General features: G+C 65.1%; 14 protein-coding genes. 11 read left to right on the top strand and 3 right to left on the bottom strand.

Annotation, left to right across the window (positions count from 1 at the left end; all coding sequences use genetic code 11):
• The first annotated feature begins 26 nt into the window (after positions 1–26).
• Both BT341_RS32650 and BT341_RS32645 read left to right on the top strand, forming a co-directional pair.
• Positions 27–1589, top strand: a complete 1563-nt coding sequence (locus BT341_RS32650) for a transcriptional regulator (protein WP_072479907.1) — start codon at positions 27–29, stop codon at positions 1587–1589.
• Positions 1586–1936 (top strand): cupin domain-containing protein, encoded by a 351-nt coding sequence (locus BT341_RS32645; protein WP_072479906.1) that lies wholly within the window; start codon positions 1586–1588, stop codon positions 1934–1936. Before BT341_RS32650 ends, BT341_RS32645 begins: the two co-directional genes overlap by 4 nt.
• On the opposite strand, the gene BT341_RS32640 is transcribed toward BT341_RS32645, so the two are convergent.
• A complete protein-coding gene (locus tag BT341_RS32640; protein WP_084743285.1) occupies positions 1925–3406 on the bottom strand; it encodes a helix-turn-helix transcriptional regulator in 1482 nt (493 codons plus the stop codon). The genes BT341_RS32645 and BT341_RS32640 overlap by 12 nt on opposite strands.
• Positions 3407–3972: 566 nt before the next feature.
• Between BT341_RS32640 and BT341_RS46915 the strand changes: the two genes are divergently transcribed.
• From BT341_RS46915 to BT341_RS32620, 3 genes are all read left to right on the top strand, one after another.
• On the top strand, positions 3973–4167 hold the full coding sequence (locus BT341_RS46915; protein ID WP_245805191.1) for a transcriptional regulator: 195 nt from the start codon (positions 3973–3975) through the stop codon (positions 4165–4167).
• 83 nt (positions 4168–4250) lie between these two features.
• Positions 4251–5078 (top strand): Scr1 family TA system antitoxin-like transcriptional regulator, encoded by an 828-nt coding sequence (locus BT341_RS32625; RefSeq protein WP_072479904.1) that lies wholly within the window; start codon positions 4251–4253, stop codon positions 5076–5078.
• A gap of 38 nt (positions 5079–5116) precedes the next feature.
• Positions 5117–5332, top strand: a complete 216-nt coding sequence (locus BT341_RS32620) for a hypothetical protein (RefSeq protein ID WP_245805190.1) — start codon at positions 5117–5119, stop codon at positions 5330–5332.
• Between the two features lie 271 nt (positions 5333–5603).
• Here BT341_RS32620 and BT341_RS44695 read toward each other — a convergent pair whose 3' ends face one another.
• Entirely contained in the window at positions 5604–6851 is a 1248-nt protein-coding gene (locus BT341_RS44695) for a hypothetical protein (RefSeq protein ID WP_143168726.1), read from the bottom strand.
• A gap of 715 nt (positions 6852–7566) precedes the next feature.
• Here BT341_RS44695 and BT341_RS32605 point away from each other — a divergent pair.
• The 6 genes from BT341_RS32605 (at position 7567) to BT341_RS32580 (ending at position 20991) form a co-directional block, all read left to right on the top strand.
• Positions 7567–9138: an NERD domain-containing protein/DEAD/DEAH box helicase gene (locus BT341_RS32605; protein ID WP_218177796.1), complete on the top strand. Its 1572-nt coding sequence runs from the start codon at positions 7567–7569 to the stop codon at positions 9136–9138.
• Positions 9139–9176: 38 nt separating this feature from the next.
• Complete coding sequence (locus tag BT341_RS32600) at positions 9177–12305, top strand: helicase-related protein (protein ID WP_218177795.1); 3129 nt, start codon at positions 9177–9179, stop codon at positions 12303–12305.
• A complete protein-coding gene (gene drmB, locus BT341_RS32595) occupies positions 12302–14083 on the top strand; it encodes a DUF1998 domain-containing protein (protein ID WP_072479899.1) in 1782 nt (593 codons plus the stop codon). Before BT341_RS32600 ends, drmB begins: the two co-directional genes overlap by 4 nt.
• 47 nt (positions 14084–14130) lie before the next feature.
• Positions 14131–17235, top strand: coding sequence for a sigma-70 family RNA polymerase sigma factor (locus tag BT341_RS32590; RefSeq protein WP_143168725.1), 3105 nt, complete (start codon positions 14131–14133; stop codon positions 17233–17235).
• Complete coding sequence (locus BT341_RS32585) at positions 17232–18977, top strand: AIPR family protein (RefSeq protein ID WP_072479897.1); 1746 nt, start codon at positions 17232–17234, stop codon at positions 18975–18977. The genes BT341_RS32590 and BT341_RS32585 overlap by 4 nt, the downstream gene beginning before the upstream one ends.
• 145 nt (positions 18978–19122) lie before the next feature.
• Positions 19123–20991, top strand: a complete 1869-nt coding sequence (locus BT341_RS32580) for a DNA cytosine methyltransferase (RefSeq protein WP_218177794.1) — start codon at positions 19123–19125, stop codon at positions 20989–20991.
• Positions 20992–21433: 442 nt separating this feature from the next.
• Here BT341_RS32580 and BT341_RS32575 read toward each other — a convergent pair whose 3' ends face one another.
• Positions 21434–23803, bottom strand: a complete 2370-nt coding sequence (locus BT341_RS32575) for an nSTAND3 domain-containing NTPase (RefSeq protein ID WP_084743080.1) — start codon at positions 23801–23803, stop codon at positions 21434–21436.

Here is a 23803-nt window from a genome sequence, read left to right as displayed (position 1 = left end):
CTGCACAAGAGCGCTTTGGGGCAGCAATGAGCGGGGTAGGTGGCTGGACCGGACGTTCAGCGTCGGCGCTGCAATCCGCCTTGCGGCTGAGCAATGAGAAATTCGCCGAAAAGCTCGGAATCGGTGCGCGTACGGTCGCGTCCTGGCACCAGAAGCCGGACCTTCGCCCGCAGTCGGAGATGCAGCAGGTCCTCGACACCGCGTATGAACGGGCGTCCGACGCCGAGCGAGCCCGCTTCGCCGAGCTGACCGGCGGCGGGCTGGCCGCTCATACCAGGCCCGACACGAAGGAAGCCGATCGACGACTGGCCGCGGATCCCCACATCGGCGCGGCTCTCGAATGGCTCGACCAGCACGCCTACCGAAGCCCTGGTGCCGCACGCCGCGCCGTCGCCGCGCAGGCCGCTCGCGTCGACGCGCAGGAGGCGTACGCCCGGGCCACTCGCCGCGCGTGGGTCGACCAGCGCGCCGTGACCGACGCACTTGCCGAGTACTACGGCCGACGCCACGGTGACCACGGCTTGTACGCCGGAAGCTGCGGTGACCAGGCTGTGAACACCAGCGTCCTGACCTGCGCTGATTGGCTCGACCTGGCGTGCGAACTACGCCCGCCGCACGACGGGCTCACGATCGCGAGCGCCCGACCAGACCCGCGGGAAGTCCTGGACGAGCACGCGACGAAGGCAGCGGTCAACCGGCTCGCCGAGACGGTAGCCATGAACACCCGGCTCATGAACGCGCCGCTCTACCGGCTGCTGAGCACGGACATCAGTGAACGCCACCTCGGCGGCACGTTCGGCGTGGACCACTTCGTCCACTACGCCCTGACGATGGACCTGCTCGAAGGCGAGCTGCTCGACGCGCTCGCGGCCGGCGACACGACGTCGCTGCCCCTGCGTGATCGCTACCTCCCAGACATCGGCGCCGTCCTGGACGTCGGCGGCCGACTCTGCGCAGGGGGAGCCCTCGCCTTGACGGCCATTGCTCGACCGGCTGACCCGTACCGCGGCGAAGCGGACTACGTGCTGCTGGTCCAGGAACGCTCCGGCCACGTACTCAACGCCACGCGCCGGTTGGCCGTCATCCCGAAGGGCTTCCACCAGCCGCTTACCGACGTCCGGCGAGAAACCCAGATCGGCGCCACCCTGCGCCGAGAGATGGAAGAAGAGCTGTTCGGCCGGCCGGACGCTGACAACACCGTCGCCGACACCCTGACCGCGGACCCGATGCACCCGACCAGGCTCACGGAACCGATGCGCTGGCTCCTCGCCGAACCCGGCCGCCTACGGATGGAGTGCACCGGGTTCGGCCTGAACCTCGTGAGCGGAAACTACGAGTTCGCCAGCCTGATCGTCATCGACGACGAAGAATTCTGGGCACGCTACGGGGGAGTGGTCGAAGCCAACTGGGAATCTGCGACTCTTCGTCAGTATTCAACTACTGATGCGGAACTCGTCACCGAGTTGTTGGGTGATGTAGCGTGGAGCAACGAAGGACTGTTCGCCATGACGCAAGGGCTTCGGCGCCTTGCGGGAATCGGCGGAGAGCGCGTGAAACTGCCCGCGATCGAATGGGAGATAGGCCAGTGAGCGACGGTTGGACCGCCGGCAACGCCAACGAAGACGCGGCCGATACGCGCGGCTGGTTGGTCGGCCACTTCATCGACCCGTCGCAGGGCGTCCGAGCCTCCAAGGACGTCGAAGTCAAGTGGGCCAACCATCCTGCGGGGGACAAGCGCCCCGCGTGGACCTCCGACGACCAGCGAACGACGCTGGTGATGCTGGTCTCTGGCGAGTTTCGCGTAGAGGTCACCGGCGGCGGCAAGGTTATGACGCGCCAGGGTGACTACGTGATGTGGGGGCCGGGGGTTGACCATTCTTGGGAAGCGTTGGCGGATTCGGTCGTGTTGACCGTTCGTTGGCCTTCAGCAACCTAATTCGACGGCGGGAAACTCCACTCGATCGCCGCCGATCTCGGCGAGGCGGCGTAAACCCTGGAGAAACGCGAACAGTCCTTCGTTGCTCCAGTTTTCATCACCGATCAGTTCGGTGATCAATTCGCCGTCGAGCGTCGAATACTGCTGTAGCCCCGCTGCCTCCCAGTTCGCCTCCACGTCGCCACCGAACCGGGGCCAGAACGCCTCATCTTCGATCACGACCAGGCTGGCGAACTCGTAGTTCCCGCTGACCAGGTTGAGCCCGAACCCGGTGCACTCCATCCGCAACCGGCCGGGCTGGTCGGTCAACCACCGCATCGGAGCGGAAAGCCTGGTCGGGTGCATGGGATCGGCGACCCTGAGATCCCCGGCGGACCGGTCGACGTCCGTCCTGCCGAATAGTTCTTCCTCAAGCTCACGGCGCAGGGTGACGCCGATCCGGGCATCTGCTCGTCGGTCCGCAAGCGGCCCATGGAAGCTCTTCGGGATGACCGACAACCGGTCGGCTGTGTTCACGACCTGCGCGGACCTCGTCTGAACCAACAGTACGAAGTCGGCATCACCGCGGAACGGGTCCGCCGGCCGCGCGATCGCTGTCAACGCCAGCACGCCACCGGCGCAGAGACGTCCGGGTAGATCGAGCACCGCGGACACGTCGGGCAGTTGGCGATCGCGGAGCGGCATGTGTCCCGGACGCGCGGTGCGGCCGCTCGCCAAGTACTCGATCAACTCCCGTTCCAGCAGGTCGACGCCCAGTGCGTACTCGACGAACGACGCGATCCCGACCTTCGCCCGCAGCGCTCCAGGCTGCGGGTCGACCTCGAGCAGCCGGTACAGGGGAACGTCAGTGATCCGGATGCCGGACGCTGCTGCGTCCGCGAGACGCTGCACCGCAGCTCGCTCATCGACCACCGCTGATGGCCTCGCTCTGCCACCCTCGAAGGCGGTGTGCTCACCCGTGGGCGTCAACGAGCATGCGAGATCCAGCCAAGCCGGCCGCGTAAGGACGGTGGTGGTCACCTCCACCTGACCGCAGCGCGCGACGTAGGGCCGGTGGTCGCTGGTCGGCGGCGCGTAGTAATCAGCCAGGGCATCCGCGATGACGCTTCGCGGCGGATTCGGCCGGTTCCGAGATGAGGCGGCTGCGCTCGCGTACACCTGCTCACGGGCTCTCCCCAGCGGCCACCCGGCACGCCGATCGAGCCAAGTGAACACCGGCTCGAACGAGTCGTCGGGGTTGAACTCCCGCGTGCCGGCGCTCGGACCGATCAGGGCCTGCAACTCGTCTCGTGAACGACCGAGCACGCTCGCGAGCTTCGGCCAGAGATAGGGGAGTGGCACGTAGTCGCCCGCCTCCCAGCGAGCAACGGTCGACCGGTCGACGTGCAGCACGTCCGCCAGACCCTCCTGGGTGAAGCCCGCGACCTTACGAGCTGAGATCAGCCCATCGCGACGTCGCCCTACGGGCATGACCGACCTCCAACCCTGCGTGACCAGATCAATGTAGCAGCAGTAACCGCAGCTCAGACCAGCTAGTGCGATGTACGCGCCACACAACTGCCGCACTGCTGCTCTGGTCGTCGAGTCCGACATTCGTTTGGCTGATTTCATCAACTCACGACGTCGAACGGAGGGCCGTGACGGGCACTAGCTGCAGGCCGCTGCACTCAGCGCTCTACATCAGCTGGTACCGGTGCGTGCTCGACGGCCTAACGCACGCGGTCACGGACGACGAGTTTCTGCGCGGCATCCGCCTCCAGCAAGGCCGGTACCGCGCCCTCTGCGGCCACGAAGTGCTGATTCACTCCTGCCTGGCACCGGCCGACCGTTCATGTCCGACATGTCGTGAACTCGTGAACGCATCCGCCCGCGTCGCGGTGAGCCGACGATGACGCCGATCTCGCCCCCGTCGCGTACGGAGCTCGACGCGCTGTTGCTCCAGCCGGTCCGCCTGTTCATCGCCTGCCTGCTGGCCGACACCAGCTGGCGTTCGAAATTCGCCGTTCAGCAGGCATTGGGGACTCCCCACGCCCGACTTGGACTTGCACATCGAGTTCCTGCGCGCGGCTGGCTACCTCCGGTGCCGTGCCGAACCCCGCGAACTCCGCCTGACCCCGCTGGGTCTGAACCGGCTGCTGGAGCACATCGGCGCGCTGAAGACGGTCGCGGCAACAGCCGGCGCTCTGGTCGCAGAGGTGCGAGGTGCGCTCCCCGCCGAGAACCCGCCCTGACAGCAGGCCACCCAACCGCAGTCTTCAATCCGCAGCTCATGTGCGCGTTCGTGCCACCGACAGCCCTCAGCAAGGACCCGAAGATGCCCAAGCCGATCATCCGTCCGCCCGCGACTGTTGCCGTCAGCAGCAGCCTCCGTGACGCCCGCAAGCGCCGTGGAATCGGCCTGCGGAGGCTGGCCGAGAAGATCGGTGTTCATCCCGCGACGCTCTCGGCGTGGGAGTTGGGCATCAAAGTGGCGCCGGAGACCGCCGTGGCGTGGATTCTCGGATACCTTCGGGTCGAGTCGGCCGAGTACGAGCGGGTGATGGCGCTCGCACCGGACGCCGGCGCCGCCAACCTGGTCGACCAGTCTGACCCGCAGCTAGGACACTTGCTGTGGACGTATGAACAGCTGTCAAGCCGGGTCGTGGAGTGGGCGCCGTCGTGCATTCCGGATCTTCTCCAGACGCGGGCGTATGCCGAACGAGTGCTCGACAAGGCCGTGGTGCAGGACGACCGCAGGGACATGGACCTGCTGAGCCGCCAAGTCCGCCAGCAGGCCCTGAACGACGGGTCACGTCGCTACGTCTTCCTGGTCGGTGACCAGGCACTTCACGGCTTGGACGACCTGCGTAACGAGCAGGTCGAACACCTTCGCGCGGCGGCGCAGCTCAAGCACGTGACTGTCCGGATCGTGCCGTCAACGGAGACCGCGCTGAAGTCGATCGGTGCCTTCACGCTTTTCGAGAACCGATCCGACCCGATCGCCGTGGTGCTCAGACACCAGCACTGCAACACCTACCTGACCGACCGGACGATGCTAAGCCGCTACCACGAGACGGTGAGGACCCTCTTGCGGCGCGCGTCCGACGAGCCGGCGAGCACGTGCGCCTTGACCGTACCTGTGCTGATCCGAGCGACGCGGTGACGGCGGCGATCTACATCGACCCGCTTACGATCCTCCCGGTGATCGAAGGCGAGTGGCACCGAACCCGCTTGACGAAGATTCCGGCACCCGGCCAGGTCATCACGATGCTCTGCGGAGCAACTGGCACCGCGGTGTTCGAGCTGTCCGACGAGCGCCGACGGCGCGAGATCCACCGGCAGTGCGAACGCTGCGATGTCATCTATCGACGTGAGCGAGGGATCCCACTTCGGCAAGACAGGATCGGTCACACCTAAGCGCTCGCCTCGTCCATTCGACTCGCTGTGACCGGCGCAGGCAGGCGACCTAGTGTTGCGACCATGCGGCAGTTTGGGACAGCTGGGACGGGCCGTCGGGACCCTGTCCCAGCCGTCCCAGCAATCTTTTAGCAGGTAGACCGTCGTTTGAGGTGTCACAACCTGAGCGGGGGCGTGTTGACATCCGCGAAGTGGTGTGACAGTCAGCCCGCAGCCCGGCTCGTCGCAGGACCGGCCGCCGCCGAGCTGCTGAGTCGACTAGATCGAGCGTTCAGGGTCGGCTGCCGAGTCGGCCGCGGAACGTGGTCGTGCGGTGCCAGGCGAAGTATGGCTCGGACTCCGGCCCGTGGGCTTCGCAGCGTCGGCTGGACAGATGTTCTATGCGCGTTTTCAGGCTCCCGGCCGGGAGTCCGTCGACCTCGACGGTCCGGATGTGGCCGGTGCCGTCGACTGTGACCCAGCCCGACTCGTAGAGGATGTCGCATCCGAAGCTGCATGCGAGCATGGCTACGTCGCGTAGGTTCCGACGCTCGGCGTCGGTACAGGCTGCGCGCTTCTTCACGTGCGCGGCGACAAGGAACCGCACCGGATACTCGTCGCCGCACAATGCGCACGCCGCGCTGTCACGGCCATCCGCGAGCAGCCGGCGGAGTCTTGCCTGTTCGGTCCGGACCTTAACCTGAGCGAGCGCGTCGAGCTCGCCGAAGTGGATGTCACCCGGGTCGGGTTCGACCGCCGAGCTTTGCAGTGTCACCACCGCAGGCGACGAGCTGACGTCAGCGTGCGGCAGAGTTGCCAGCACTGCCCCGACGAAAGCGCTTCGGTGACCGAGTTCGTTGACCGAAACATGGACCGAGCCCCGTTCAGCGAGCAAGTCGAGCCCATGCTGTACGTCGGCGACGGCGACCGGCTGCCCTTCCGGCGACCGGTCGGTAGCCACCAGCACGAATCCGTTCTCGATCTTGAGCACCCTGTTCTGTCGACCGGCGACGGTCAGGATCGTCTCGCCAGTGAGATCTCGGAGCAGTTCATCTGCCTGCGGCAGCTCCGCGATCGAGGCCGGTTTGGCGGGGACCGCGAGATCTGCCGCGAGTCGTGCAGCGTCGTCTGGGCCGTAACCCGGAACATCCAGGTGCAGCTCGATTCGCTTCCGGTTGTTTCCTTCCTTCGCAGCACCGTCCGGCAGACCGACCCGCCCTTGCGCCCGCGTGATCTGCAGCCGCACCTCGTTGATGTCGTGCTCCGCGGCCAACTGGATCGGACTCGGGACGATGCTGCGGGCTTCCTCCGACAAGCGGGCGGTCCGCGCTGACGCCACCAGGCCGGAGACCAGTACCGCCCGTCGGTCGCGAAGTCGACCAAGCAGCAACGTCAACGCGGGCACATACTGGTCGTTACGTGGACGAGGTCCAGCCGCCCGGCCGCCTGCGCTCTCCAGCACCAAATTCAGGTGCTCGCCGTCGGCAACCACCGAGAACTCCGCATTCAATTCAATACCCTCATCATCACGCGCGTACACCGCATCAGCCTCCCAGGCCAACCCGGCCACCGATCGCCGGGAGTTTCTCTGTATCAGCTGGTCGCAGTCGCGGCGCCCGCCAGGCTGGGCGCACTACGCGCTGGCGTGCCCAGCTTGACTATGCCTCCCTGCGAGGACATGTTCAAGGACTTCGCCACTTTCCAGATTCTCGGCGTCGCAAGTTTTATCGCCCTGCAGTTTCGGAGGAGCTCGCCCATGCTACGCAGCGCGGGGCTGGGTTAGTCGGGTGCATCGAGGTGTGTCGTTCCACCCAACTGGAAAGTGTCTGGTGGGAACGTGACAAAAAGTGGTCAAGTTGCGGACGGTCCTTCCCGAGGTCGATCAGCTGTTCGGCTGTGTCCGGCGGCAGCAAGGTGGCCGGGGGCGGATCGTGGCGAGGAGCGGTTCGCGCTGACCTAGGAGCTGCGGAAGATCCAGGCCAACGTCGCTTGGGTCAGCGTCGAGTCCGCAAACACAAAAAGCGAGGTCAGGGGCTCTCGAAGGTGCTCATGATCGGCTGCGGAGAACCGATATGCACCTGTGATCAAAGCTCGCTTCTGGATTATGTAACTATGTCACCCGAACCAACGATTGATCGTTCGCGCGTGGCTGCGCACCGCTGCTCAGGTGATCCAAGGGGGACTTCGCTGAATTTATCGAACAGGTTTTCGATCACCCTTCCCCCTCGTAACGATGCAGGTAGGTTACCGTGCGCATGATTCCGGAATCGGTGCACTCCGGTGCCAGTCGGGCAGAGCAGGAGATCTTCTCCCAGCTGGCCGCCCTCGAAGTGACCGGGTGGGAATACGCCCTGCACAGCACCAACCTGCCCGAGCACGACCGCAAGCGGGTCTGCGAGATCGACTTCCTGCTGCTGGGTGAACGCGGCTTACTGGTGCTGGAAGCCAAGGGAGGCGAGATCCTCCTGAAGAAGGACGTGTGGCACACGCGCGACCTCAAGGGTAACCGACACCGGCTCAAGGAGAGCCCACTCGACCAGGCTCAGACTAGTATGTTCGCCTTGGCGAAAGTCCTCCGCCGCATCACCGCCGACCCGGAGCTGGTCGAGCGCACGGTGTTCGGGTACGGAGTCGTCTTCCCGGACAGCGAGTTCGACGCGGTCAGCGTGGAGTGGACCCCGGAAATGGTGATCAACTCGATTCGCCTGGCCTCCGAGGGGTGGGCGGACTGCCTCGACCGGTTGGGCGCATTCTGGGAGGGAAAGCCGGGCAACCGTGGTCCTCTGTCCGCCGATGACGTCGAGCGCTACCTCAACGCCCTCCGACCCGACTTCGACCGTGTGCTGTCCTTGCGCCGTCTCGACGACATGGTGGAGAAAGAACTCGTTGCCCTGACCAGGAGCCAGTACAAGGCGCTTGACCAGCATCGGAGGAATCCGCGACTGGTGTTCGAGGGCGGTGCCGGGACGGGCAAGACCATGCTGGCGGTGGAGATGTGCCGGCGTGTCCGAGACTCCGGCGAACGTATCCTGCTGACCTGCCACAGCCACATCCTGGCAGCCTTCATCCGTTCACAGCAGGACTTGGACGGCATTACCGCAGTTCCGTTCGACGAGGTGTCGACCTTCGGTGCGGACACCTTCGACATGGTCGTGGTGGACGAGGCGCAGGACGTCATAAACGAGCATAGCCTCGACGTGCTGGACAGCGCGCTGTTCGGCGGATTGGCCGATGGTCGCTGGGCCTTCTTCCTCGACTCCAACAACCAGCGTGGACTGGTCGGGCGCTACGAGGACCGCGCTAAAGCCAGGCTCGACTCGCACCGACCCACCTTCGTCGACCTAATGGACAACTGCCGGAACACGATCGAAATCGTCCGCGCAACCCAGGAACGGACCGGCGCCGACTTGGGGGTGACCACGGCCGGACACGGCCGCGAGGTCGTAGTGGTCGAGGAGGAGCGCGATAAGGCAATCATCGCAGTGGCTGCGGCCTTGGCCGAGCTCGAAGAGCACGGCGTGCCGCTCGAACAGGTCGTGCTGCTGTCACCGCACGACCTGGCCGCATCGATCTTCGTCGGCCTGCCCGTCGAGTGGCTTGAGCGGGTCGACGTGCTGGACCTGATGCGCATGCGCCGTCCCGGCCGTGGGCGCGTCGGGTTCGCGCGGATCGCCGACTTCAAGGGACTGGAGAGCCGGTACGCCTTTCTGGAGGTGGACGCCGCGGCGGACGAGCAGGCAGCGCGCGCCCAGTTGTACGTGGGTATGACCCGCGCCAAGGCCGCGCTCTGGGTGGTCAAACCGGACGCATCGGGGGCAGATCAGTGACAAGGTTGCACACCACTGGGTTCTCGGACCGTGACCGGGTGATCGACTATCTACACGACCAACTGGTCGGTCCGGTCGACGGCGAGGACGAGGTCCTGTACGAGCGGGCTCCGCAGCACCGGTACCTGACCGCCGTGCTGTACCCGATGTCGCTCACCCCGTCCTCTGCCGATGTGAGCTTCCCAGCCGATGATGCCGAGGAAGTCGACGATCAAGCGGCGGCACTACCCGAAGACGACGACGAGAACCCCATCACGCTGGCGGGACAAAGTCGACCGAGTTCGGCTGGCATCAGCTTCATGACCGCGGAGCGGTCCGCCATTGTGGTGGAGGTGCGAGCTGGGAAGTACCGGGCCACCTCGGACGACGAGTGGCAACGCGAACCGCTGGACCTCGTGGAGGAAGAAGGTCTGCTGTTTGAGCCTCCACCCTCCGGGGCGAGCCGGCGGAAGGAGGTTTGGAACGGGGCGGCCAGCGTCGAGGTCATCTGGCGTCTGCATCCCGACGGCGTGATCGTCACCGCCGTCCTGGTCAACCGCAAGGTGCAGGAAGAGCGCCGGGCGGTGAACCCAGAGGACTTGCTCTTCCAGGTCGACCTGCGCTGCTCGGCCGTGGAGGGCACCCTCATCCGCTATCCGGCCCAGGCACGGACACATAGCGACGAAGAGGCGGAAGAACTCGAACTCCAGTACCGTGACGTGCCGGTGTACGCCGTCGGCCACGGGACGGCCGCCCGCTGGGACACGACCGGCGACCAGCCCTCGTGGGTCGGCACGTCGTTCCTTCCTGTGCACGTCGTGCCCGACGTCGACTTCGACCTGCCCGACGTGGCCGACGCCGTCCGTCTGAACGGCCTCGCTGCGATCGCCACCGATCCTGAGCCCGTGTTCGCGGCCCTGACCGGCTTCGTCGACCGGTATTCGGACTGGATCGCGAAGACCTGGGACGCCGCAGTGGCGAACCTTGACCAGCGACTCCAGGCCGCCGCTCAGCGGTTGCGCGTCCGTGCCACAAGTGCCAGGGACCGCATGCTGGGCGGCCTCGAATTCTTGCGCGAAGACCAAGTTGCACTCAAGGCGTTCGCGCTGGCCAACCGCGTGATGGTCATGCAGATGGCGCACAGCCAGCCGCACCTCGGCGGCTCGCCGCACGCTCCCGCGGACGCACCGGACCCGGCGGTCGACTACGACTCGCTCGACTACGCTTGGCGACCGTTCCAGCTCGGCTTCCTGTTGATGACGGTGAAAGGCGTGGTCCAAGAGGGCGAAGACCGGGACTTGGTCGACCTGATCTGGTTCCCCACCGGTGGTGGCAAGACCGAGGCGTACCTCGGGCTCGCGGCGTTCACCATCCTCCACCGGCGCATGACCAGGGGTGACGCGGGAGTGGGCACCACGGTCATCACCAGGTACACCCTACGTCTGCTCACCAGCCAGCAGTTTCAGCGCGCCGCGACCATGATTGCCGCCTGCGAGCGGGTGCGCCGGGACGACCCCGAGTACCGGGGGCAGCTCGGCAGCCGCGCCGTGTCGATTGGCCTTTGGGTCGGCGGTGATAACAGCCCCAACAGCTTCGCAGAGGCCCGGCGACTGATCACACGGCTGCGTGACGGAACCGCGAGCGACCAAGGCTTCCAGATCGAGTCCTGCCCGTGGTGCGGTACCAGGGTCACGCCCGGTAGCCCGGAGGATGAGCAGCGGTGGGGCATCTCGGCGACCAATAACTCTTTCCGCGTGCGGTGTGTTAACGACAAATGTCCTTTTCGAACCGAGCTGCCAATGTCCTCGGTGGACGAAGACCTCTACCTGAACCCGCCCACCATGCTGGTCGGCACGGTCGACAAGTTCGCCCGTACGGTCTGGAAAGAAGACACCGGCGTGTTCTTCGGTGCGGGTCCCTACCCGGGTCCGTCACTGATCATCCAAGATGAGTTCCACCTCATTTCCGGTCCGCTCGGGACCATAGTCGGCCTCTATGAAGCGGCTTTCGACGTGCTGATGGCGCATCGGGGCAACAAGCCCAAGATCGTCGCCGCCACGGCCACCATTCGCCGGGCCGACGAGCAGACCAGGGGTGTCTTCGGACGGCCTGTTGCGCTGTTCCCGCCGGCGGGTGTCGACGCGGCCGACTCGTACTTCGTGAGCACCGACCGCGAACGACCCGGTCGTGCCTACATGGGGGTTATGCCCCAAGGGCACACGCCGCTTACCGCGCTCATCCACGTCGCTGCAGCGCAGCTGCAGGCGCCACTCGAAGTCGATCTGACGCCCGCGGCCAAGGATGCATACTCGACGCTCGTCGTCTACCACAACAGTCTCCGCGAGCTGGGCAAGACGATCAACCTCGCCTCTGACGACATCCCGTCGCGGTTAAAGGTGATCGCGCAGGCCGAGGACCACGTGCGGCACCTCGACGACGACAACGTGGTCGAGCTGACCAGCAACGTGGCGTCAGCACAGATCCCGCAACGCCTGGACCGGCTCAAGAAACGGCACGACGCGTCGGACGGCGTCGCCTTCCTCGCCAGCACCAATATGATCTCTGTGGGCGTCGACGTCGGCCGTCTCGGCGTCATGACCGTCGTTGGCCAGCCGAAGACGACCGCCGAATACATCCAGGCCACCAGCCGCGTGGGCCGGAGCGCCGACCGTCCAGGCATCGTCGTAACGGTGTACTCACCGTCCAAGCCGCGAGACCGGTCGCACTACGAGTCGTTCACGCCCTATCACGCGAGCCTCTACCGCTCGGTCGAGCCGAGTTCGGTAACTCCGTTCTCGGTACCGGCGCGCCTGCGCGCCCTTCACGCAGACTTGGTCGTACTGGTGCGCCACGCGCTCGGTCTGTCGGGTGATCAAGAGGCCGCGTCATTCGACCCCGACGACGAGCGCTTCGCTGTGCTCGTCAAGAGATTCCTCGGCCGAGTCGAACGAGCCGACGCAACCGAACTGGAGCGGGTCGAGGCTCACCTCAACGACCTCATCGAGACGTGGGTGAAGCGGGCAGTAGATGCGGAGCCGGCTGGCGGTCTGCGCTACAGCCAGGGCGGGCGCGAGCGCCCCAAACTGCTCAAGCGATTTACCGACCGAGGGGACGGCTGGGCCACGCTCGACTCGATGCGCAGCGTCGATGTGGAGGTCCAAGTCGAAGTGAGGGGGGCACGAAAGTGACGGTCCGCAAGGTTCGGCGTTCGCAAATCATCAGTCCTTTCGGCCCAGGAGCGATCATCGACCTCGTCGGTGAGTCGTTTGTGGTCGAGGATGCCGGGAAGTGGCGCGGCCCGCACGTGCCCATCGATTTTCCGCGCTTAGCCGCCTACCTGAAGGTGGATTCGCTCGCGGCGCCCTCACCCCGCTGGCCCATCCCCTACTTCCGCTTCCCGCAGTGGCTGTTCTGTCCAAGCTGCCGGCGCATGAGCCGGTGGTCGTACAAGAAAGAGGTCGCCAACACCGCCCCGCCTTGTGAACACTGCCCCGGTCGCAAGCAGCTCGTCCCAATGCGGTTCGTTGCGGTGTGCGCCAACGGGCACCTCTCGGATGTGGACTGGGCAGGCTGGGCACACTCCGCGGTTCGCCGCAGCCGGAATCAGAACCAATGCCAGCGGCCGGAGCTGAAGTTCCTAAACAAGACCGGCGTCGGTGGCGGCCTTAACTCGCTCGTCGTGCGCTGCGGAACGTGCGGCTGCGAGAAGTCCCTGGACGGATTGACCACCAGGATCGGACTGAAGCAGATTGGCGGCAAATGCTCTGGCAGGCAGCCGTGGCAGGGCTCGAGGGACGCCTCGGCATGCTCCGAGCAAATGGTTGCGATGCAACGCGGGGCGTCGAGTGTGTACTTCCCCACGGTGGAGAGCGCGATCGATATTCCGCCGGAGTCGGCGTGGAGCACGATCAGCGACCCGCTGGCGGCGCTGATAAGGAGCAACGAGTTCAAGTTCCTGGTGGGCCAACCGAGCTACAAGCTGGCCAAACAGATGATCGAGGTAGCGGCCGACGAGTATAAACTCTCCGTCGCCGAGGTCGAGGCGGCACTGGCTCGTGAGGCGGGTGATCCGCGCGCTCCCGTCGACGGTGGTCCGGAGAACATCCGTCCGGACGAGTGGGCGGCCCTGATCAACCCCCAAGAGGACCACGACCACCGGGATCGCTTCATCTCGCGCAGAGCCGATCGTCCGTTGGGAGACGTCGGAGGGACGACGAGCGGCTGGCGGAAACTGATCGCAGACGTCGTACTGGTCGACCGCCTGCGCGAAGTTCGGGTGCTGACGCACTTCGAGCGCCACACGATGCGGGAGAAGGTGCCGTCGAACTTGAGTTCCGACGGCGACTTCCTGCCAGCGATCGAGGTCTTCGGCGAGGGCTTCTTCCTCCGGTTCGACGAAGAAGCCCTCGCCCACTGGGAACGATCAGGCGCAGTGATCGACCGATGCCGGAAGCTGGTGGAGCGGCACAAAGACAAGGGAGCCAAGTGGCTCCCCGAGCCGACACCGCGCTTGGTGCTCCTGCATACCTTCGCACACCTGCTCCTGCGCAACACCGCCTTCGAAGCTGGCTACTCGACTTCCGCGTTGCGCGAGCGCCTATACGTGACGAAGAGCGGCAAAGGCCCCGCCATGGCCGGGGTATTGATTTACACTGCAGCTGGTGACTTGGAGGGCACTCTCGGCGGTCTCGTCAGGATGGGTGAGTCCCCCCGGTTGGGTCGGCTCCTCGACATGTCGATCATTTCGGCCGTGTGGTGCTCGTTTGATCCCGTGTGCGCAGACCACCCAGGTCAGGGACCGGACGGGTTGTCCCTGGCGGCATGCCACGCGTGCTCGCTGACCCCGGAGACGAGCTGCGAGGTGATGAACAGGCTGCTGGACAGACGCCTTCTGATCGACCCGGAGTTCGGGTTCTTCAAGGACCTGGCTGCGACGGTCGACGGTGTCCCGGGAAGCGTGCTGTGAGCGCCGCGTTACGAGCCCCGGTTCACGAGGCACCTTGTCATACCGTGGTGGCCGCCGCACCCGCAGTCGATCAAGCGGACCAGGCGGTCACGGCCTACCGCCGCTTGCGGGGGAGCGGCAAGGAACTCCACGTCATCACCCGGTCAAGCGTGCTGACGAGCCGCATCCGCACGATGATGCCGTTCGAGAGCCGTGGAGACACGGTGATGACCTACCACTCCTACTTCGCCGACATGTGGCGCACGGTGCTGCGAGTGAGGCAACCGGAGACGGACGATTACGACGTCGACTTCTGGGAGTTCAAGCGGCACCTCCGGGCCCGTTACGTCCGGCCGCTGGACCGGCGACATGTCATCGTGGTCCAAGGGCAGCAGCTGCCGCCCGACTTCTACACGGTGCTCCGGCTACTGAGCATCGAGGCGACGGTATTCGTCGACCCCGTGCAGACGGTCGGAGACTCCGGTACGACACAGGACGACCTCACCGCTCTCCTCGGCGCGGATGCCGCCACGACTTCGCACGACGTCGATGGCGGCACCGCGCAGATCGACCAGTTGCTAGAGCGCCTCGGCGATGGATCTTTCCTCACAGACGTCTCCCGCCGTGAAGGTCCGCGCCCAGTGCTGGTGGACCACGAGGACGTCGACGAGGAGATCCGGTTTGTCGTAGAGCACGCGACGGCGCACCGCGACCGGCGAATCGGCGTGCTGCTGCCGACCCGCGAATTGGTCCAAGTCTTCAAGGACGGGATCGGCGACCTGTTCGACGGTACGACGCAGTGGCACCTGTCCGGTGCAAGGGTCCCGCGGCACGCCGCGGTTACCGCATCCGACCCGGGAGTCAAGGTTCTGACCTGGGTCAGCGCCGTGGGTATGCGGTTCGACCACGTCGTGCTGGCGGGACTCGACCAGGTGGAGGACCGTTTCCGGTTCGAGAACGCGCTGCGGGTGCTCGGCCCTACGACGCGCTCGGAGTTGTTTCTCTCCTACTCCGGTGTGGGACGACCCACTGCTTTGAGCGGGCTCCCGTCCGCCTTGGTGGACGACCGCACGCGCAAGGCGGTCGGCGACGAGTGGGTGGAGATGGTGTCCACCAGGCACCTCGCTGCTTCTCCTTCCACAGCAGAACAGCTGCCCCCGCCCAGCCGATCAGCCGTCGACAGTGCCCGCGCTGTGCTCGCTGCTCCAATGCGGAGCGAGGACCGCGCGAAACGCCTGCTGACGGCGGAGGAGGAGGTCGGGCTGGCACAGTTGATGCGGCTTACCGGTGAAGATCTCGCGGAGGAACTGCCCAAAGGCTTTCGCTCAACGCTGCGCAGCGCTGACGAGCGGGCGAAGGCGTTCGACGCCATGGTATTGCACAACACCGGCCTCGTGGGCTCCTGCATCACGAAGCACCTCGGTGCCGGTCTCGACTACGAGGACCTGCACCAGCACGGGCTGTTGGGTCTGATGCGGGCGATCGAGAAGTGGGACGGCTCGCGAGGGCTGAAGTTCTCCACCTACGCGGTGAACTGGATCAACCAGCACATGGGCCGAGCAGTTCCCGACGAAGGCGCGATGATCCGGCTGCCGGTCCACAAATACGAAGAAGTCCGCAAAGTTCGCACCGTCCGGAACAGGCTGCTCCTCCAGCAGGAAGACGCTCCAATCGCAGAGATCGCCAAACGCACCGGGTTGTCTTGGGAGAAGGTGGTGGACTGCCTGCGGTTGTCCTTGGGTGTGATCAGCCTGGACGCACCCTTGGGCATGGATGGCGAGATCTCGTTCGCGGAGCTGATCCCCGCTCCGCTCGAGGACCACTCGAACCCCGACTACGTGGTAGACCGCGAACTCGGCGCCGAACTCGTGCAGGAAGCTTTGTCACTATTGAAGGAGCGCGAAGCCGAAGTGCTCAGGTTGCGGTTCGGCTTTGACGGTGGTGACGACCTCACCCTGGATAAGATCGGCGAGCACTTCTCGTTCACCCGCGAACGAGCGCGGCAGATCGAAAGCAAGGCGAAGGACAACCTGCGCGACAAGCTCGCGGACGTAGGTCTGGTGGCCGGCGGTGCAAATCCCGTTCCCGTGCCCTCACCGAAGCGTCCGACCCGTCGGTCGAACGGCATGCGCACACCGAAGCGTGACAAGCGCCCGACCAGCACGGAGATCGCCACGGGATCGCGACTCGTGGAGCTGCTCGGCGCTGCAGGCGGAGATAATGCCGTGGGAACATTGCTGATCGCCTTGGTGGACCGCGCGTTGCGATCCGGCGCCCGCCACGTCCGCATCAGGAGCGCGGGCTCTGGCACGAGCTGCAGACTTTCGCTAGTCCACGACGGTGCAGCATTCGCCGGGTATTCGTTGCTCTCGACGCTGTCCGAGGGACGCGAGGTGTCCCTCGGATCGGTGGCCCTCGGCATCGCCGCTTCCCTGTACGGTGAGATCACCACCTGGGAGTCGCATGCGTCCCCGGCCTGCCTCGTGCTCACCTCCGCCGTGGACACCGACACTTGGTGGTTGCATCGCTCTTCTCGGAGGCTCCCCGCGGGACTGCTGGCCAAGGACGAGGTCGACCGCTGGTCGGTGGTGTTGCTCCGCATCCCACGTCCGCAAGTCGCGGGTGCACACCTCGGAACGATCCTCAACCGGTGCATCCGCGACTTGGGCGTGGTGTTCGGAGAGTTGTTGGAACGCAGTATCCGCCTCGACGTCAACGGATGCGCGGTGACTGCGAAAGACCCGTTCCTGTGGGGCAACCCGGCCGGGCAGCACCTCGGGGAAGAGCGGGTAACTGGCGAAGGCTTCTCGGTGGTCGCCAGTCCTCGCGTCCTACCCCACCCGGACCTCCTGCGTGCCGGAGAGGCGGACTCGGTCGGCGACCCGGTCGACTGGCGGGCCTCGCAGGGTTTCTACGTGCGATGTGACGGCCGGTACCTCTCGCGCGGTGGGTGGCTCGGACTCGACGGCTTGGACATGGCGGAGAGCACCGCACTGGCCAGGGTCCTCGTCGAGGTACCGTTCGCACAGCGGTCCGCCTGGCGCGAAGATCACCCCGGAGCCGCGGTCGTGGTGCCGGCACCGCTGCGGCCGAGGCTTACTGCTCTCGCGCGCATTGCACGCGGCAAGTCAGAGCTTGTAATCGAACAGCACCGAACCAGGGGGACGACGTGACGGACGGCGAACTCGCCGCCTTCGTAGCGGAGCTGCGGCGCAGGGTGGAGGACCGGGTCCAGGCGGAGCCGGAGCTAATGGCGCGGGACGCCTTCGTGACCCTGATCGGTGAGCACCTGATCGACGACGGGGCGCTAGACGATCTGGACACCTGCTACTTGTTCATGCCCTGGCAGAGCCGTCGCATCGAGGTCGCGGGGTACGACATCACAGGAGACGGCACGATCCTGCACCTCGTGACGGCTGATTACGGCTTGGACGCCGAGCCCCTGAAGCGCGAGCGGCTAACCCAGTTGGTCCGCCGCGCTGGCGCGTTCGCGGAGTTCTGCCGCAGCGGACTGCACGAGCAGCTTGAGCGGTCGAGCCCGCCTTACGACATGGTCGAGCACATCCACGGCGCGTGGCCCCAGTTGCAGATGATCAAGATTCTGGTCTTCACCGACGGGAAGAGCGGATTGCGCCGAGCGGAAGAGGCCACCGTTGCTGGTCTCCCGACCCTCGTGAACGTGTGGGACGTCAGCCGTCTCCAAAAGCTGATCAGCTCCGGCGCCCACCAGGAGGACATTCTCATCGACGTCGCGGAGATGGGGTACGAGGTGCACTGCCTGGAGTCACCTGAGCAGGCCGATGGTTACCGCTGCTTGATGGCGATGCTGCCGGGGAAGCTGCTCGCCGATCTGTACGACGAGCACCACAGCCGGCTGCTCCAGCGCAACGTGCGTGCCTATCTCCAAGCCAGGGGAAAGGTCAACAAGGGAATCGCGGAGACGCTCAAGGAGCAGCCTGGCCGATTCCTGGCCTACAACAACGGCGTCTCCGCCACCGCTCGGGCAGCAGACCTCGAGCGGACGTCGGGCGGACTGGTGCTGCGCACCCTGACCGAGCTGCAGATCGTCAACGGTGGGCAGACCACCGCCTCGCTGCACCACGCTGCGCGCAAGGGGATCGACTTGGCCCAGGTCATGGTGCCTGCGAAGATAACCTTGATCCCCGATGACCGGCTTGACAGCATGGTCCCGGAGATTTCCCGCTACGCAAACTCGCAGAACGCTGTCACCCCAGCCGACTTCGAGGGCAACAGCCGCTTCCATGTCGGGTTGGAGCGGTGGTCCCGCACCACCTGGGTGCCGTCTCTCGGGGTCGACGTCGAGCAGACTCGCTGGTACTACGAGCGCGTGCGCGGGCAGTACGACGTCGAGAAGAACAGGTTCACGACCACCGCCACGCGACGAAAGTTCGACCGCGAGAACCCTGTGCGACAGCGATTCGGCAAGACGGACGCCGCCAAGTACGAGTACGCCTACTCGCTCCGACCTGAAGTCGTGTGCCAGGGCGCTGAGAAGTGCTTCCGGACGTGGACGTCGGACGAGGGCTTAGCCGAGCGCGAAGCCCCCGATGACGTGTACTTCCGCCATCTGGTCGCCAAGGCGATCGTGTTCCGCCAGGTGAGGTCGATCATCCAGAAGCAGAACTTCGGGGGATACCTCGGGCAGACAGCTGCGCACAGCGTGTCGCTGATCGTACACACGCTCGGCGGGCTCGATCTCGACCGGCTCTGGCGCGAACAGACGCTGCCCGAAGCGATCGTCAGTGCGGTACCCGACGTTGCCAAGGCTGTGCGCCGAGTGCTCACGTCACCTCCGAGCGGCGGAAACGTCACCGAGTGGGCAAAGAAGACCGCCTGCTGGGACCGCGTCCGCGCGATAGGGTGGGCCCCTCCTGCCAACGTCCTCGTCGGTTAGGCGACTTCATCCCCGTTTTCATTGTTAGCGCGTCGGGTGGGCCGAGTGGACAGGTCCCGGGAAGTGGCATAGAGAAATTGAGCACAACCAGATCTACGGTGGTGGAGGTCCCGCGCGGGTCCCTGTTCGGAGGACGGGAGGCGACGTGGCGGTCTACGCGGTGAAACTCGAGCGCAGCGACCTGCTCCAGTTGCCGGCACACCCGGACGCATGCACCGAGGAGACCTTCGAGCAGTGGTGCGCCGAACGGGTGGCGAAAGGTGCCCGGCTCGCGGTCGACTTGTTTTCCGGCGGCGGTGGCTTGAGCCTGGGCTTGACCGACGCCGGGTGGACCGTCGCGGCCTCGGTCGACCACAACAAGTTCGCGTTGCAGACTCACCGGGCGAACTTCCCCGGCCTCGCGCTCGACGTCGATTTGGGGGACCCGAAGAAGCGCGCCGCGTTGATCAGGATGCTCAAGCGTGTGGAGATCGATCTCATCGCCGGCGGGCCACCGTGCCAGCCGTTCAGCAGGGCAGGGCGCAGCAAGATCCGCAGTCTGGTGGACGCGGGTGTGCGTGACGAGTTCGACGAACGCAAGGAACTGTGGCGAGCGTACGTCGATGTCGTGCTCAAGGTGAAGCCTCGCGCGGTGCTGATGGAAAACGTTCCTGACATGGCTCTGGGGGATGACTTCCATGTCGTGCGGCGGATCGTGAACATGCTGGAGGACGTCGGGTACCGGACCAACCTCCGGCTGGTCGACGCCCGGCACTACGGCGTTCCCCAGCACCGCAAGCGGCTGATCCTGCTCGCCCGCCTCGACAGCGACGCCTTCACTTGGCCTAGCCCAGGCAAAGAGGTGTTCGTGCAGGACGCAATTCACGACCTACCTCGCCTCGGCCTCACGACCGGTCGTCGAGACCTGCCCTACTCACCCGATGGCGAAGTGTCGGAGTTCGCGAAGGCGATGAGGCGCGGCATCGGCGAGCAGAGGGTGTGGGATCACATGACCCGCCCGGTTCGCGAGGACGATCGTGAGATTTTCGCCTCGATGACGTCGAAGACGCTCTATGCGCACATCGATCCCAGCCTGCGCAGGTACACCGCAGAAACATTCGACGACAAGTACAAGCGGTTGGACTGGAAAGAGCTGAGCCGTTCCATCACCGCGCATATCGCGAAGGACGGGTACTGGTACATTCACCCGTCTGAGAACCGCACGCTCACCGTGCGTGAGGCTGCCCGTATCCAGACATTCCCGGACAACTTCCGCTTCGCGGGCAGCCGCAGTCACGCGTTTCAGCAGATCGGCAATGCGGTGCCGCCGATGCTGGGCAAGGCCGCGGCTACTGCCTTGGTCCCGGTACCGGTCGCCGATAAGGCCCGGCAGAACCGGTGGCGCGTTCTCGCGAATCACTTGGTCGCTTGGGCAGAGGAGAGGCGTGCCGGGAATTACTGGTGTGTGCTCCCCGGCGACGAGCTGACCCCGCCCGTCGCCGCGGTCGTGGCGATGCTGGACCCATTACCCGTTGAACTAGCCGCCTACGCTTCTGGCCTCCGTGAGGTGGCCACGCGGGGGCGGATCACCAAGCGAGCGGTCGACCTCATCGAACGAGCGGTAGTCACGCGCGGAGCTGCTGCATCGGTCACACGCCTACGGCAGTTGCAGAACGACAGGAAGCTCTGGCTTCACCCCCAGGACATGCCGGAAGTCTTAGCGCTTCCGCCTGGGAAGACCGCACTCCTGAAGCTGCTGGCGGGCGACGATGTCCTGTTAACCAGCCAGCCGGCCATCCGCGTGTCGTCACGCGTACTTAACACCAGCTCGGAGAGGACGAACAGCCTCACTGACGGCAGGGTCGACATCTCCCGCTTGATAGGAGGCGACTCCAGAGCACCGCTGCGCATGGCCGCGTTGCGACTGGTCGGCCAGCTTCACTGCCACAAGCGAGCACCGATGTGCGCGGGATGTCCACTGGCTCGCCAGTGCGCGACCGCCCGGGACAGTGAGTTGTCGGACAGACTGTTCTGACCAGAATTGCAGATAATACCGAAGGTCGGAAGGATATCGCGATAGATTGGGGGGATCCATCCATCTACTGGACTTTCCTTGCAGTGCGGTAAATGGGTGGGATCAGGCGAACCAGTCGGTCGCATTTCCCAGCCTGTGGTCAATAGATCGCCCTGTTCGGTGAGGAGCGGCCGTGTAGGCTGTCTTGACCAGTCGTCGACGTCCGCTTAGCGATGCCCGATGCTCAGTTTGCGACCATAGCCTGCCGTACCTGGTCCAAATCAGCGAGTTGTTGGCGGTGTCGCGCGCCTGGCGACCAAGATGTTTCCGGCCGAGCATCGCTTTGGCGGTTCAAGCTGCCGTTTCAATGTCGAGCTGGCTCAGGCTTATGTCTACACGCAGCACCCGCACACTCCCAGTCCGGCGCTGTACTCGCGGTGGACTTCTTGCGGGAAATCCTGGCCTATTCGAGGGTTTCGAGCATGTTGCGAAGCGTCTCGTCGAGAGTCAGCTCGGTGATATGAACGGGCGGCCTGTTCGTCGGCGGCACCTCTCTGGCTTTCGGTGTCGGGGTTTCGGCCGAAATACCTGCCTGGGCCGCGGCCGTAGCGACGACGTACGCGGGACGCAGCTCTTCGGGCAGGTCTTCGGGCTCGACAGACGACAAGACCTCCGCGAGATCCCACCAGTTGCCGTAACGGGCTGTGTATGCTCGCCGTGCCGGCTCGTCGAACAGCCATGCGCGGAGTTCCCCGTGCACCACATCGGTCATCTCCTCGTGGATCGTCTGCAGGCGCGCGGGCGCTCCCGGTACCTCCAGGTCGGTCAGCAGTTCCGCTAGCTCGATGAGGTCCGACCACAGATATCCGAGCTGGCCTTGCGCGCGCGACCTGTCGGCGATGGCCTCGTCGAGCAGTTTGGGCCCTAGCCGAAGGCGCTGCTCCGCTGGGACCAGCTCGGTTGCCGCGAGGTGAGCAGCGAGGGTGATGAGATGACTCGGTTCGCAGTCGCCGATCCGGCCGGAATCTGCGTTCTCGATCTTGTCCGCAATAAATCCGGCCAGGACCCGGGAGTCGATGACGACCGCGACCTTCAGGTAGTAGTCCAGGTCGCTCGTCCAGCTGCCGTCATCGTCTTCGTCGCCCCAGTCGTCGTCTCTAAGTGCTTCCTCGAAGGACGGTCTCTCGGTTTCGGCGTATTCGCGAAGGAACAAGTCCGTCAGGTCGTCGACGCGGGTGCGCAACGCGTCCCGCAGGACGCTGTGCGAGCGCAGGAACGCGAGTGAGACCAAATGGTGAAGACGCGAAGCGTCGGTAATCGTCCCGAGCAGCTCGTCGAGGGAGACCAGCTTCGATTGAACCCGGCTCAGTAGGTAGTCGCGAATGGACGGGTTGTGAAAGGATACGATGACGGGTGCGGTTTCACCTTCAAACCCGATCGGGTCGAACAGGCGCGACGTTTCGATCATCGAGCCGTCGAGCACTTTCACCGCGTCGTGGAACTGCCGGCGGTCGTCCGACTGCCTGAGAGCGATGCGATAGCTGCGCCAGGCGTCGTGGAGATCGTCGAGCTCCGTGTCCCGGCCGAACGTGAACAGCACCTCGAGCAGGTGGACGGCGGAGGCGTCGAGCTGCTGTTCTATGACGCGTGCCCAGATTCGCTCTGGGTTCTCAAAGTTGAGGAGCAGGGCTTCGGCCACTTCCGCGGTGCCGTCACGGCTGGCGAGGCGCAGGGTATTCGCCACGAGTCGGGGACTGAAGTTGCGGTGCCAGAGGAGATCGCGCCACTGCGACGGGACGGCGAACTTTCTCTTCTCGGCGGCTGAGATTTCGGAATAGTAGACGTGGTTGTACAGGATGCTGGCACGGATATCCACGCTGTAGGCGTCCGTCCCGACATCGCACGTAAGCGGTTCGAGGTCGCCGTCGTCCAAAGTCTCGTGGCGATGCTTGGCCTCCCGCAGGATGTACTCGCGTGTGGTGAGGACCAGCAGTTTCCCCGGCGTCTTCCGGATCCGGCGAAGGACCCCGAGCAGCCGACGATCCTCGTTTTTTCCGAGGTGGTGGTCGAAGGCAATTTCGCCCAGGAAGTCGTCGTAGAAGAACAGCTGTGGACTTTCGGGAAGCCACATTCTGTCGATTTCGCTGATTTCCCGCGTCACGTCGACCACCTGGTAACCTCTTTCCAGATGGAGGCGGGCGAGCATCTTCGCGATCGTCGACTTGCCGATGCCCGGGATACCCGCCAGTAGGCAGACCGACTCTCGCTCGAGAAGGTCCAGGGCTACGTCGAAGGTGGGGGTCGGGACGAAGGTCATCGCGGCGTCGTCGAGCTCACTAACCAGGTCTTCCGAGCGGAGCAGCGCGTCCTGGTTCAGCACCGCATGCAGGACAGCGGTACTGGTCAGCCACAGCCGAAGATGGCGCTGCACGAGTGCCGGGCGCTTGCGCAACTCCTCGGTGAGCTGCTCCGCGCCGTACAGGTCGCCAGTACTGTGGACGTATGGCGCGAGGTCTTCAAGGAGGGTGTCCTTCGCGTCTACGGTCAATTCGACGCTCGTGGCGAGGATGTACCGTGCAGGCCGCAGTTCTGCGATCTTGGCCCGCTCCTTATCGCGCATGTGGGCGAGCAGCTTGGCACGGCCGCTGCGGGCCCAGTGCTTGCACTGGATCACGACGTCGCCGGCGTCGCCGGTCATGTGCCGAAGGTCGATCCCGCGGTCGGCACCGCGGGCTAAGATCTCGATCTTTAGACCCAGGATCTCCTCAAACAGGTCCCGGCAGACCACTTCGAAGTCGTAGTCACTCAGCCGTCCCAGATCGAACGAATCCAT

Source organism: Amycolatopsis australiensis, from assembly GCF_900119165.1.
Taxonomy (GTDB): Bacteria; Actinomycetota; Actinomycetes; order Mycobacteriales; family Pseudonocardiaceae; genus Amycolatopsis; species Amycolatopsis australiensis.
Note: the sequence above shows the minus strand (reverse complement) of the source record. Positions and strands in the feature narration are given on the sequence as shown.

Excerpts from the sequence above, each read along its gene's own strand:
- BT341_RS32640 (WP_084743285.1), bottom strand. The coding sequence starts at position 3,406 with ATGCCCGTAGGGCGACGTCGCGATGGGCTGATCTCAGCTCGTAAGGTC.
- BT341_RS32625 (WP_072479904.1), top strand. The coding sequence starts at position 4,251 with ATGCCCAAGCCGATCATCCGTCCGCCCGCGACTGTTGCCGTCAGCAGC.
- BT341_RS32605 (WP_218177796.1), top strand. The coding sequence starts at position 7,567 with ATGATTCCGGAATCGGTGCACTCCGGTGCCAGTCGGGCAGAGCAGGAG.
- BT341_RS32650 (WP_072479907.1), top strand. The coding sequence starts at position 27 with ATGAGCGGGGTAGGTGGCTGGACCGGACGTTCAGCGTCGGCGCTGCAA.
- BT341_RS32575 (WP_084743080.1), bottom strand. The coding sequence starts at position 23,803 with ATGGATTCGTTCGATCTGGGACGGCTGAGTGACTACGACTTCGAAGTG.